General features: G+C 74.0%; 11 protein-coding genes. 5 read left to right on the top strand and 6 right to left on the bottom strand.

The features are described from left to right. Positions 1-20: 20 nt before the first annotated feature. Positions 21-704 (bottom strand): HAD family hydrolase, encoded by a 684-nt coding sequence (locus tag ABD901_RS23635; protein WP_345129302.1) that lies wholly within the window; start codon positions 702-704, stop codon positions 21-23. A gap of 139 nt (positions 705-843) precedes the next feature. Here ABD901_RS23635 and ABD901_RS23630 point away from each other — a divergent pair, with 139 nt between their 5' ends. Genes ABD901_RS23630 through ABD901_RS23620 form a run of 3 tightly spaced genes read left to right on the top strand, consistent with a single transcriptional unit; the run spans position 844 to position 4915 of the window. Next, positions 844-2361 (top strand): hypothetical protein, encoded by a 1518-nt coding sequence (locus tag ABD901_RS23630; RefSeq protein ID WP_345129301.1) that lies wholly within the window; start codon positions 844-846, stop codon positions 2359-2361. Between the two features lie 2 nt (positions 2362-2363). Beyond that, entirely contained in the window at positions 2364-3389 is a 1026-nt protein-coding gene (locus ABD901_RS23625; protein ID WP_345129300.1) for a hypothetical protein, read from the top strand. Continuing rightward, on the top strand, positions 3338-4915 hold the full coding sequence (locus ABD901_RS23620) for a CHAT domain-containing protein (RefSeq protein ID WP_345129299.1): 1578 nt from the start codon (positions 3338-3340) through the stop codon (positions 4913-4915). The genes ABD901_RS23625 and ABD901_RS23620 overlap by 52 nt, the downstream gene beginning before the upstream one ends. On the opposite strand, the gene ABD901_RS23615 is transcribed toward ABD901_RS23620, so the two are convergent. The 3 genes from ABD901_RS23615 to tsaA form a co-directional block, all read right to left on the bottom strand. Beyond that, positions 4896-6002, bottom strand: a complete 1107-nt coding sequence (locus tag ABD901_RS23615) for an LLM class flavin-dependent oxidoreductase (RefSeq protein ID WP_345129298.1) — start codon at positions 6000-6002, stop codon at positions 4896-4898. The genes ABD901_RS23620 and ABD901_RS23615 overlap by 20 nt on opposite strands. A gap of 60 nt (positions 6003-6062) precedes the next feature. Beyond that, positions 6063-7670 carry a pectate lyase family protein gene (locus ABD901_RS23610; protein ID WP_345129297.1) on the bottom strand — a complete coding sequence of 536 codons (1608 nt, stop codon included), beginning with the start codon at positions 7668-7670 and terminating at the stop codon, positions 6063-6065. Between the two features lie 119 nt (positions 7671-7789). Beyond that, positions 7790-8206 (bottom strand): tRNA (N6-threonylcarbamoyladenosine(37)-N6)-methyltransferase TrmO, encoded by a 417-nt coding sequence (tsaA, locus tag ABD901_RS23605; RefSeq protein ID WP_345129296.1) that lies wholly within the window; start codon positions 8204-8206, stop codon positions 7790-7792. 27 nt (positions 8207-8233) lie between these two features. Here tsaA and ABD901_RS23600 point away from each other — a divergent pair, with 27 nt between their 5' ends. Next, positions 8234-8923, top strand: a complete 690-nt coding sequence (locus ABD901_RS23600) for a GNAT family N-acetyltransferase (protein WP_345129295.1) — start codon at positions 8234-8236, stop codon at positions 8921-8923. Here the strand turns inward: ABD901_RS23600 and ABD901_RS23595 are convergent. Further along, the gene (locus ABD901_RS23595; protein WP_345129294.1) at positions 8906-9520 is read right to left on the bottom strand and encodes a mycothiol-dependent nitroreductase Rv2466c family protein; all 615 of its coding nucleotides are present in this window, start codon (positions 9518-9520) and stop codon (positions 8906-8908) included. The genes ABD901_RS23600 and ABD901_RS23595 overlap by 18 nt on opposite strands. Before the next feature lie 81 nt (positions 9521-9601). Here ABD901_RS23595 and ABD901_RS23590 point away from each other — a divergent pair, with 81 nt between their 5' ends. Continuing rightward, on the top strand, positions 9602-10159 hold the full coding sequence (locus tag ABD901_RS23590; RefSeq protein ID WP_345129293.1) for a hypothetical protein: 558 nt from the start codon (positions 9602-9604) through the stop codon (positions 10157-10159). Positions 10160-10185: 26 nt separating this feature from the next. Here ABD901_RS23590 and ABD901_RS23585 read toward each other — a convergent pair whose 3' ends face one another. Beyond that, positions 10186-12678, bottom strand: a complete 2493-nt coding sequence (locus ABD901_RS23585) for an Hsp70 family protein (protein WP_345129292.1) — start codon at positions 12676-12678, stop codon at positions 10186-10188. Between the last annotated feature and the right edge of the window lie 42 nt (positions 12679-12720).

Raw genomic sequence — 12720 nt, 5'->3', positions numbered from 1 at the left:
GCATCCTATCGACGCGCGTTTCAGACCTGGGAGCGCACCGATGACGCCACGGACCGCAGCACGGCGGCGAGGGGAGCGTCCAGGGCCGAGCGCAGGACGAGGTCGGCGGCGCCGAAGCGGGTGGGGTCGGTGTAGGGGTTGGGGATCGCCACGCACCGCAGCCCCGCCGCCTTCGCCGCGGCCACGCCGTGCGGGGTGTCCTCGAAGGCCACCGCGCGCGCGGCGGGAATGCCGAGGCGGGTCAGCGCGAGCAGGTAGACCGACGGGTCCGGCTTGTGGCCGGTCACCTCGTCGCCGCAGGCCCGCACGGCGAAGCGGTCCAGCTCGCCGCGGCGGTTCAGGTGGCCGTGCACCCAGTGGCGGGGCGAGCTGCTGGCCACGGCCAGTGGCAGCCCCAGCCCGGCGGCCTCGTCGAGCCATGCGCGCATGCCGGGCGCCAGGTCGAGAGTCTGGTGCAGCAGGTCGCGGTGCGCGAGGCGGCGGGCGTGGCTCGCCGCGCGGTCGTACGCGGGGCCGACGGCCGCCGCGAGGTCGGCGTAGTGCTGCTCGGACGTGTCGCCGCCGTGGTCGGCGAAGAAGGTCGTCTCGTCCAGGCGCAACCCGTGGTGCGCCCACTCCGTCCGCCAGCATTCCAGCAGCGTGGTCTCGGTCTGCATGAGCAGGCCGTCGAAGTCGAAAATGAGCCCCTCGATGTCGTCGACCATGACCAGACGCTACGGGGCGAGGCCCCTCGACCGCGGACCGTCGGCTGCTCATATGACTCGCATCACGTCCGGTAACCGACGGTCGCGCTGGCCGGTACACCGATTCCCGAGCGCGGCTCGTATCCAGTACGGTGCCTGCGTGATTCACGGGGACGATTCGGAGCCGGCGGCCGGCGCGGCCGCGCCCGGCTCGCACGAGCCGACGGCGCCAGGCCCGGCCGCGCCCGGCTCGCAGGAGCCGACGGTGCCGGCCGAGCCCGGTCCTGCCCTGGCCGTGACGGAAGAACCGACGGCCACGGAACCGGCGGCAACGGCCGCCGTGGTGATCCCGCAGCAGCGCGGGCCGGAGATGTACGTACCCCCGCCGTTCTCGGCGCCGCCGTCGCCGTATCAGTACGGGGCTCCCGCCTATCCGCCGCCCGTGCCGCCGAAGCCGCGCCGCCGCGGGCTGGTGATCTCCGCGTCCGTCCTCGGCACCGTGATCGTGATCGCGCTCGCCGTGTTCATCGCCTCGATCGGCGCCCGCGGGCCGAACGCCCTCGCCGGCGCCGGCCACCCCCTCGCGGGCCGCTCCGGCGCCGCCGCCAACGGCGAGGCGCCCAAGGGCGACTCGATCTCCGACAAGATCCTGGGCGCGCTGCAGCAGCAGTCCAAGGCGCTGCTCGCCGGCGACCAGGCCGGCTACTCGGCCGGCATCGGCGCCGGCCTGCAGGACGGGTTCAACCGCCGCTTCGGCTCGCTGCGCGCGATGGGCGTGCAGACGTGGAAGCCGACGCTGGTCGACAAGCCCGAGCAGAACACCGACGGCACGTGGTCGGTGCTGGTGCGCTGGGACTACTGCTTCGGGCAGGGCTGCACGGTGCTGTTCCCGCAGGTGGTGCAGACGTCGTGGACGATCGCCGGCGACAAGGCGACGGTCGCGAAGTACGAGCAGACCTCCGAGCCGTGGGACGCCTCCGCACTGCAGACCTCGGTCGGGCGGCGGGTCATCGTCGCCGGGTCCGCGGCCAACGCGAGCAAGCTGCAGCGGGTGGTGACCAAGGCCGACGCCGCCGCGGACGTCGCCGACAGGTACGCGCACTGGGACCCGGCGCCGAAGTGGTACATCGTGTACATCGCCGGCGCGAGCGAGTGGACGTCGTGGTGGGACAACGGCGACATCGGGGCGTCCTACGACGGCTACTCGACCGGACCGCGCGGCATCGTCATGCAGTCGGCCGACGCCACCCAGCAGTGGCTGCAGGTCCTGCTGACCCACGAGTTCGGCCACGTCGTGACCGTCGGCGAGGACTACGGCACCGCCAAGGACTGGTGGATGACCGAGGGCATCGCCGACTACATCTCCGACCGCGACGGCACGACGATGCGCGGCCGCCTGCCCGACGTGCGCAAGTTCGTCAAGAAGGGCTGGAACGGCAAGATCACGATGGGCCCGCCGCCGGAGAACGCCTCGGACGAGGAGATCGACGCGCGGTACGGCATCGCCCTGATCGCCATCAGCTGCCTCGCCAAGAAGTACGGCGAGCCGAAGATGCTGGACTTCTTCGGCGACGTGGTGCGCAAGAACGTGCCGCTGGAGTCCGCGTCGCCGTCGCGGTTCGGCGCCGACTGGCCGAGTGTCGAGGCCGCGTGCGAGGCACAGGTCCGTAACTCGTAGGCATGCCGACGCCCTGGGACGCGATGCGGGCGATGCTGGCGCGCCGCCGGGCCGAGGCAGCGGAGGCCGCCGGGCGGTGGCAGGCGGCCTACGACGGCTTCGCCGAGGCCGGAGAGCTCTGGCAGGACGCTGACCCGATCCTCGCCGGCTCGCTGTGGAGCCGGGCCGGGCGGCAGATGTCCATGCTGGAGAACCGGCCGGCCCAGCTCGACGCGAGCCGCCGGGCCCTGGCGCTGCTGCCGCCGTGGCCGCGGTGGGACACGCCGCTGGTCCGCGACGACGGGCTGCTGGCGCAGGCGCTGCTCGCCGACGCGCTGTACTGGCTCGACCGGATCGCCGAGGCCGGGGCGGCGGCCCGCGAGGCGGTCGCGGCGGCCGAGGCGCTCGGCGGGCCGCTCGAGCTCGGCCGGGCCTACGGGGTGCTCGCCCAGGCGCTGCTGCGGCAGGGCCGGCCGGTGGAGACGGCCGGTGTGATGCACCGCTGCGTGCAGATCGCCCGGGCCGGCGCGCCGCCGGAGATCCTCGCCGCGGCGCTGACCGACCACGCGGTGGCCCTCGGCGGGCTGGAGCAGTACGCCGCCGCCCGCCTCCAGCTCGACGAGGCGCTCGCCGTGATCGACACCATCGCCGACCCGGCGTGGGCCGACAAGGTGCGCATCGGCACCCTCGCGGCCGCCGCGTCGGTCCGTCGCGCCGTCGGCGACGCGGACGGCGCCGTCGGGCTCGCGCAGCGGGCGGCCGCGCTGTGCCGGCGGTACGGGCGGCGGGAGCAGTACCTGCAGGCGCGGATGGCGCTGGGCCTGGCCCTCGCCGACAACGGCGAGCTCGAGCGGGCGTCGGGGAGATCCGGGCCGTCTACCGCGAGCACCTCGAGCGCGGCACCCGCCACCTCGCCGGGCGGGCCGCCAACAGCCTCGCCGCGCTCGACGCGCGCGCGGGCAGGCTGCCACGGGCGAAGGCCTGGGCGCGGCGGGCGGTGCGGCTGCAGGACACCGGCGACCTCGACGCCCGCGGCGCCGCGCGGTTGAACCTCGCGAGCCTCGCCCTGCTCGACGGCGCCGTTGCGGACGCGGAGACGGTACTGCAAGGCGCCGTCGAGGACTGGGAGTCCGTCCGCCGCGACGTCACCGACGAGCGGCACTACGTCGACGTCCTGGAGAAGCAGTCCCGGGTGTACCGCGTGCTGCAGCTGTGCCGGCTCACCGCGGGCGACGCCGAGGGCGGCCTGGAGGCGGCGGAGCGGGCGCGCGGCCGCGGCCTGCTGCGGCAGCTGCGCCGCCGGCTCGGCCCGGACGCGGCGGCAAACCCGCTCGCCGAGTCGTTCACCGCGGCGGCGGCGGTGGACCTCGCCCGGGCGCGCGGGGTGGCGTTCCTCGTGTACAGCGCGGTGCCGCCCCTCGCGCAGGCCGCCGGCGACGTCGTCGCCGGCGTGCATGCCTGGCTCGTCGACGCGGCCGGGATCGCGCACGGCTACACCGGCCTGGACGTCCTCGGCGACGTCGCCGCCGGCGAGCCCGGACCGGACCCGTTCCTCGGCCTGCGCCGCGAGATCGTCGTCGGGCCCGACCTCGGCGGCGCCGTCGACGCCCGCGACGCCGCGCTGCTGTCGCGCCTGCTGATCGAACCGGTCCGGGCGGCATTGCTCGCCAGCACCGCGGGCCGGCTCGTGGTGGTGCCCGACGGCGACCTCGACCGCGTCCCGTTCGCGGCCCTGCGGCTGCGCGAAGGCGAGCGGCTCACGGACCGTTTCCCCATCGCGGTCGCGCCCGCCATCGCCGTCTTCGCCGAGCTCGACAGCGAAGACAGCGAAGACAGCGAGGCCGGCGAAGACAGCGAAGCCGGCGAAGACAGCGAAGCCGGCGAAGACAGCGAAGCCGGCGAAGACAGCGAAGCCGGCGATGCCGCGGCGCCGCCGCTGGACCTGCTGCTCGTGGGCAACCCGGCGCCGCCCACCGCGCCGATCTCGCCCGGGTTCCCGGTCCCGGCCCTGGCACCCCTCGCGCACGCCGAGCGGGAGGTGCGCAGCATCGCCGGCGGCGGGGAGCCGCTGGTCGGCGCGGCGGCGACCCGGGCCGCGGTCCTGGCCCGCATCGGCGCGTGCGACCTGGCCCACTTCGCCACGCACGGGCTCTACGGCTCCGACGACGGCGTCACGCCGGGCGCGCTGTGCCTGAGCCCCGAGGGCGCCGACGACGGGTACCTGCGCGCCGACGACGTCGCGGCGCTGGACCTCGGCCGCTGCCGGATCGTGGTGCTCAGCGCCTGCCGCACCGGGTGGGGCCGCGGCACGCACGAAGGCAGCCTGGGCCTGGCCCGGGCGTTCCTGCGCGCCGGGGTGCGGGCCGTCGTCGTGTCGCTCTGGCCGGTCGACGACGAGGCCACCGCCGACCTCATGATCGAGCTGCACCGGCACCTGCGGGAGGGCGCCCCGGTCGCCGAGGCCCTGCGCCGCGCGATGCGCTCCGCGCGCGACGCCGGCGCACCGCAATGGCACTGGGCGGCGTTCACGGTCGTCGGCGACGGCGCGGCCGCGATCACACCGGGCGGTGCATGACGCCCTCGGCGAAGGCGTGCGCCTCCTCCAGGTGCGGATAGCCGGACAGGATGAACTCGGAGATGCCCGCCGCACGGTACTCCTCGATGCGCGCCGCCACCTCCGCGTGACTGCCGACGAGGGCCGTGCCGGCGCCGCCGCGGACCAGCCCGATGCCGGCCCACAGGTTGGGGGCCACGACCAGCCGGTCCCGGTCGCCGCCGTGCAGGTCGAGCATCCGCCGCTGCCCTTCGGACTCCAGCGCGCGCAGGCTCTCCTGGCGCTGGCGTACCGTCGCGTCGTCCAGACCGGCGATGAGCCGCTCGGCGTCGTCCCAGGCCCGGTCCGCGGTGTCGCGGGTGATCACGTGCAGCCGGATGCCGAAGCGCAGCGACCGGCCGTGCGTCTCGGCCTCGACGCGGACCTTGGCGATCTTCTCGGCGACCTGCTCGACGGGCTCGCCCCAGGTCAGGAAGACGTCGGCGTGCCGCGCGGCGAGGCGGACCGCCGCCGCGGAGGAGCCGCCGAGGTACACCGTGGGAACCGTCTGCGGCGGCTCCCGCAGCAGGCCGCCCTCGACGGTGTAGTGCGCGCCGGCGTGGTCGAACGGCTCGCCCCGCCAGGCGGCGCGGACCACGTCGAGGAACTCGCCGGCCCGCTCGTAGCGGGCGTCGTGGTCGAGCGGGTCGCCGTAACCGCGCTGCTCCCGCGCGCTGGAGCCGATGACGACGTTGAGCAGCAGCCGGCCGCCGGACAGGCGCTGGAAGGTGGCGGCCATCTGCGCGGCGAGCACGGGCGCGATGAGCCCCGGGCGGAAGGCGACGAGGAACTTGAGCCGCCGGGTGCCGGCGATCAGCGCGGCGGTGGTGAGCCAGGCGTCCTCGCAGTGCACGCCGGTCGGGGTCAGCACGCCGGCGTAGCCGAGCCGGTCGGCGGCGGCCGCGATCTCCCCGAGGTAGTCCAGCGTCGGCTCGCGGTGCGTGGCCGAGCGCGGGAGGGCGGCGGTGTCGGCCGCGCCGATGATGCCGCCGTGGCTGCCGGCGCCGACGGCCTGGTCGTCGCCGCCGGTGGGCAGGAACCAGTGGTAGACGGGATTATCACTACTCACCCGATGGACTATATAGGAATTAGGCGGGGCCGGCGAACGCGTGCCCGCCGGCCCTGCAGATCAGATCTTGCCGGTGCCGGCGCCCGCGGTGACGCTGGACTTGACGTTGGCGGAGCTCTCCAGGGAGTACGAGTAGGGGATGCTCGCCACGCTGCCGCTGGTCAGGATCGGGCCCGAGTTCACCGTCGTGTTGTTGCGCGCCACGAGGTTGCCCGGGTCGGAGTCGCCCTCCTGCAGGTGGGTCGGCTCGGGCATGTTCTCGAAGTAGTTGCCCTCGACGAGCACCCCGGCGCCCATGGTGGTGGCGATGCCGTAGCTGTAGCCGAAGGACTGGGTCTGCACGTAGTAGTTGTTGAACACGTGCACCGGGTTGGCGAAGCGCACCCGCGGGTTGCGCTCGGCGCAGTTGCTGAACAGGTTGTGGTGATAGGTGACCCGCAGGTGCCCGGTGTCCTCGGACGAGTTCGAGTCGCTGTGGCCGACCAGCGAGCACTTGATGTGGTCGTGGATGCGGTTCCAGGACACGGTGATGTAGTCGGCACCGTGCGTGATGTCCAGCAGGCCGTCGTAGTAGTCGGTGCCGTGGCTGGTGTCGCTGGACAGGTCGTTGTGGTCGAGCCACAGGCGGGTGGCGCCGTCGATGTGGATGGCGTCGCCGTTGCCGTTGCCGGCGAGGACCTTCGAAATGTTCATGTTGCGCACGATGACGTTGCTGACGTCGCGGATGTTGATGCCGCAGCCGACCAGGCCGGAGCCGGAGCCCACGCCGAGGATCGTCTTGTTCGCCGCGACCCGCACGTCGTCGCTGCAGCTGAACAGGCCGCTGACCCGGATGGTCTGGGTGGCGGTCGACTTCGCCTGGGTGACGAGGTCGGCGTAGCTGGTCACGGTGACGGTGGAACCGCCCGCGCCGCCGGTGGTGCCGCCGCCCTGGGTGGCCCAGCCGACCAGGCCCGTGGTGGGCGGGTTGTTCGGCGGGGTGGTGGTGACCGGCGGGGTCGTCGTGACGGGCGGGGTGGTCGTCGGCGGGGTGGTGCTCGAGTCGGTGACGGTCACGTCGTCGAAGCGGCCGCCGGCGTAGCCGGTGAACAGGCCGATCCGCCCGGCCGTGATCGCCGTGCTGGTGACCGAGCCGACGCTGGTGCCGTCGACCGAGCCGGAGATGGTGGAGCCGCTGACCGTGAGGCGCAGGGTGTACCACGTGCCGGTGGCGACGCTGCGCGACAGCGTGGCGATGTCGGTGACGCTGCTGCCGTTCATGTACTGCAGGCGCACCGCCCCGCTGGTCAGGGCCAGCCGGTACATCTTCGTCGCGCCGCTGGCCCGCGCGGCCAGGGCCACCACGCTGTCGGAGGCCCCGAACGAGGTCGCCTTCACGCGGGCCTGCACCGTGTAGTTCGTCCAGCTCGTCGAGCCGGCGAACTCGCGGGCCCGGTCGGTGCCCGGGTCGGCCTGGTCGAAGGCCTTGGAGCCGTCGGTGACGACGCTCCACGTGCCGCCGGACTTGGACCAGTCGCTGGTGCTGCCGGACTCGAAGTCGGCGCTGAACAGCGTCGCGGCCAAGGCGTCCGGGGTGAGCAGGGCAATCGAGGCGGCAACGAGCAGCGTGGCGGCGCCGCCCGTGCCGGCGAGCCGCCGGATGCGGCGGCCGCGATTCGGGGTGTGCATGGACGTTGTGCTCCTTGTCGACGGGGATTTCGACCAGGAAAGCGCATTCCTAAGCACAACGTCCCATCGCGAAGAGATCGAAGTCAATGCCTGGCGTTTGCAGGTCCGTTGCAGGATTTTCAGCGCTCGTCGACCGCGCCGAGCACGGGCTTGACGTCCAGGACCGGGGTGCCGTGGATCGCCTCGAGGCCGCCGACCCGCACGCGCAGCCCGTCGACCGCCAGGATCCCGGCCCGGTGCAGGCCGATCGGGTTGGGCCGGTCCGGCGCCCGGGTGCTGAACACGCCGGTCTCGGGCCGGCTGCGGTCGCCGCGCGGGTGCACCGCGAGCACCTCGCGGTCGGCGCGGTGCAGCCAGGTCAGCAACAGGACCTGATCGCCCGGCCGCAGGTCGGCCAGGGCCGGCGCGACCCGCTCCTCGAACACGATCCACGCCTCCGGCGCGCCCTCGTCACCCTGCCGCGGCGCGTCGGCCCGGTCGGTGAGCGCCGACTCGACCCGGCCGACCGGGCGTACGACAAACCCGTCATGCTCCATCCCGCGATTGTGGCAGGATTCGTCGGGATGGCAGCCGATCATGTGCTCGACGCCCCGATCTGGGCGGCACTGCACCACGCGCAGCGCGACCTCGCCGAGATCACCGGCCACGCCGCCCGCTTCCACCCCGACGTGGCGCCCTTCTACGCCGTCGCGCCCGGCGCCGGGTCCGCGGTCTGGCCCGACCTGGCCAAGCTCGCCGGCCCCCGCGCGCCGGTGACCCTGTTCGGCGAGGTCGCGCCGCCCCCGCCGGGCTGGCGGGTCACCTTCGAGCTGGGCATCGTCCAGCTCGCCGAGGCGTCGATCGAGGCCGGGCCGGACCCCGAGGCGGTGGTGCTCACCCCGGCCGACATGCCCGAGATGCTCGACCTGGTCGCGCGCACCGACCCCGGGCCGTTTCGCCCCCGCACGATCGAGACGGGCACCTATCTGGGCCTGCGGCACGAGGGCGCGCTGATCGCGATGGCGGGCGAGCGCACCCGCCCGCCGGGCTGGACCGAGGTCAGCGCGGTGTGCACCGACCCGGCCTACCGCGGCCGGGGCCTGGCCTCCCGCCTGGTCCGGGCCGTCGTGCACGGCGTGCGGGCCCGCGGCGAGCGGGCGTTCCTGCACTCCGCGGCGACGAACACGAGCGCGATCCGCCTCTACGAGGCGCTCGGCTTCGAGCTGCGCAGCACCACCCGGGTCCGCTCGTACACGCTAGTCGACGCGGGGTGAGGTGCGGTTGCCGCGCTTGAGCTCGAAGAAGCCGGGCGTGCTCACCATCAGCACCATGCCGTCGTAGAGCCGGCCGGCGGCCTCGCCGCGCGGCACCGGGGTCACGACGGGGCCGAAGAACGCCGCGCCGTCGATGTGGATCGCCGGGGTGCCGAGGTCCTCGCCGACCGGGTCGAGGCCGGCGCGGTGGCTGGCCAGCAACGCCTCGTCGTGGGCGTCGGTGCCGGCGGCGTCGGCGAGGTCCTCGGCCAGGCCGAGCGAGGACAGCGCGGCGCGGTAGAGCCCCGGCCCGATCGGCATCCGCTCGTGGTGGATGCGGTCGCCGAGGGCGGTGTACAGCTCGCGCAGCACGGCCGGGCCGTACTTCTGCTCGGCGGCGATCAGCACGCGGACCGGGCCGAGGGTGTCGTCGAGCCATTCGCGGTACCACGCCTCGAGGCCCTCGCGGTCCCGGTTGAGCAGCCACAGGCTCATCACGTGGAACCGGGTCTCGACGGGCCGCACCGCCTCGACCTCCAGCAGCCAGCGGGAGGCGTTCCAGGCCCAGGGGCACTTCGGGTCGAACCACATGTCTACGACGGTCGTCACGCCAACCATTCAAGCCCCGGCGCTTGGCCCTCGGAAGTTCCAATTCGCGGCCGTTTCATTGGGCCAAGTGCCGATCGGTACGCTCCGGGCGTGGGCGACGGGTTTCAGGTGATCGCGGACCTCGACGCCACCGGGCCGGAGGCGCCCGGCCTGGCGGAGGACCTGCTGGGCCGGCTCGTGGCCGAGGGCATCGTGCGGGCCGAGCGCACCGGCTGCGTGCTCAGCGCCGACCTGGGCCACCCGCCGGGCCCGCGCTACGCCGACGCGTTCCACGGGCCCGACCACGGCCTGCTGGAGCTGCACACCAACGGGCTGCACGTCTGGTCGGGGCAGCGGGTGGTCGACCCGGGCCAGGGCGCCGGCGACGAGGTCGGCTGCCCGCACAGCGGCGCCGTCGAGTCCTTCGGCGAACCGCTCGGGCGGGCGTTCCTCGGCGCGATCGATGCGTGGCCGGCCGCCGGGGACGCCGACTGCACCTCCTGCGGCCGGGTCATCGGCATCAACGACTGGGAGTGGGAGGGCGGGGCCTGGGCGTTCGCGCACCTCGGCCTGACGTTCTGGAACTGGCCGCCGCTGCGCGAGGACTTCGTCGGCGGCGTCGGGCGCCGCCTGGGCCACCGGGTGCGGCTCGTATCCGGCAAGCTCTGAGCCGCCCCGGGCGCCCGTGATCGTCGTCAGTCGCGCGTGTACTTGAACGCCTCGACCGTCTTCGTGCCGTTGACGTTGTTGGCGGTGTCGTAGCCGCCGACCGCGTAGACGACGCCGCCGCTGACCGCGACCGCCATGCCCGAGCGGGGCACCGGCTGCTTCGGCAGCAGCGCCGTCTTCGCCGAGTTCTTGCACCACCAGCCGTAGACGGTGCCGCCATCGTGGCCGCCGAACACGCACAGGCCGATGCCTTCCAGGTTCACCGCCGACGGGGCCTCGCGCGGGTGGTCGAGCCTGAGGTTGCCGTCGACGTACTTGTTGTGGTGCTGGATGATGTCGATGGTGTCCTTGGCCTTGTTGCCGTCGGTCTGCTGCACTCCGCCGATGAACCAGACCGTGCCGGCGCCGTCGCTGGCCGAGGCCAGCTTCTCCCGCCGGTCGGAGAGACGGCCGATCTCCTTCCATCCCGTGTCGCCGAGCGCCCAGATGGTGTCGGTGGCGTCGTGGTCCGGATTGGTGCCGCCGGCGAACACGATGCCGTCGCTGTCGTTGACCGCGGTGCCGCCGACCCGGCCCTGCGGCAGCTTCGGCCCCTCCTGCCACACCTTCGTGCCGTTGGGCAGCTTCCAGACGCTGTCGCTACCGCCGCCGGTGACCCAGCCGCCCATCACCCAGATGTCGCCCTTGCCGTCGACGACCACGGCCATGTGGCTGGCCGGCGCCGGCAGGTCGGGGCCGTCCGACCAGGTCTTTTTCGCGATGTCGTACACATACACCGACTTGACCTGCTTGCGCGGCTCGACGGCGGTGTAGCCGCCGATCACGTACAGCTTGCCGTCGACCACGGCGGCGCCGGCGGCCTCGAAGCCGACCGGCGCCGGGACGTCCGGCAGCGCCTCCCATTTCCCGATCGGGGTGACCGCCGACGCGGAGGAGGACGGGCCGCCGCCGGCCTGCTGGTCGTCGTTGCTGTTGTAGGACTTGAGCGCCCACGCGCCGCCGACGAGCAGCAGCAGGACCACGGCGAAGCCGGCGATGAGCGCGCCGCGGCGGCTTCCGCCGCCCGTGGCCGACTCCTCCGGCCGCGTGCCCGGGCGGGTGTCGACGTCCGCCGGCGCGGCCGCCGCGGCGAACCCGGCCGGTGAGACCGGCACGGACGCCACCGCGCCGACGCCGCCGCCCGGGATGGCGGAGACGGGCGCGGCGCCCGCACCGGCGCCGGACATCGGCATGCCGGAGACGGGCATGACCGCCGGCACGCCGGAGACCGGCGCGGGTACTCCGGAGACGGGCATCGACTCGGTGCCGTAGGTCTGCAACGGCGGCGGGCCGGTGATCACCGGGGGCTTGGGAACGGGCACGCCGACCGCGGCCGAGCCGGTGGCGACGCCGAAACGGCCGTCGGTGGTCAGCTCCGCCGGGTGTACCACGGCGCCCTCGGCGACCGGCAGCTCCGGCTGCTCCAGCACCGTCGGCACGACCTGCAGCTCGCGGTGCAGCATCCGGGCGACCAGCGGCACGCGGGACGAGCCGCCGACGAGCATGATGCCGGCCAGGCCGCTGGCCTGCAGGCCGGACTCGCGCACCACCCGGGCCGTCTCGGTGACGGTCCGCGCGATCATCGGGCCGATCTTGTTCTCGAGCTCCTCGCGGGTCAGGTGCATCGCGGCCTCGACGCCCGGCACGCTGACCGGCGCGACCGTGGTGCGCGAGAGCATCTCCTTGGCGCCGCGGATGTCCTCCCAGAACATCCGGCGGTCGCGGCGGTCCTGCGCGGTGCGCGGGTCCTGCAGCCGCCGCCACACCTCGGGCTCGGTGGTCTGCAGCACGCCGCCGAGCAGCTCGACGAGCGTCGCGTCGAGGTCGAGGCCGCCGACGTCCTCGAGGCCGCCGGAGCCGATCACCACGAAGCCCTGCGGCTCGTTGCGGACCACGGCGATGTCGATCGTGCCGCCGCCGAAGTCGTAGACCACCATCGCCTCGCCGCGGGGCAGCGGGTGGTTGAGGGCGCTGATGAAGTACCGCGCGGCGGCCACCGGCTCCGGGATCATCTCGACCTGCTGCCAGCCGGCGGCGATCGCGGCGTCGTAGAGCGTGCGGCGGCGGGTCTGGCCCCAGGAGGCCGGGTAGGTGAGCACGACCGGCGGGGCGAAGCGGGTGATCTCGGCGACGCCGACGGCGGCGGCCCGCAGGATCGCGGCCAGCATGTGCACGGTCGGGATCTCGGCGTTGCCGAGCAGCACCATCGGCTCGTCGATGCGCCGCTTCGGGTTGGGCTCGTAGCGGCCCGGGTCGAGCTGCGCGAGCCGGATCGCGTCGCGACCGACCGCGAGCTGCCCGTTGTCCTGCAGGAAGACCGCGGACGGCATGAGCGGCGCGCCGTCGAACAGCACCGGCCGGCGCCGCCCGTCGGGCGAGCGGATCACGGCGACCGTGTTCGACGTGCCGAGGTCGATGCCGACGACGAAGCCGCCGGGCGCCGGGCTCACCACGACGACCTGCCCATTTGTGCTCCTCAAGGTGATTGCAGAAAGCCGCGCGGCGGCAATGGTAGTGCGCCC

Origin of the sequence: Dactylosporangium darangshiense (assembly GCF_039537565.1) — a bacterium.
Classification (GTDB): domain Bacteria; phylum Actinomycetota; class Actinomycetes; order Mycobacteriales; family Micromonosporaceae; genus Dactylosporangium; species Dactylosporangium darangshiense.
This window is presented reverse-complemented; position numbering and strand designations above follow the sequence as displayed.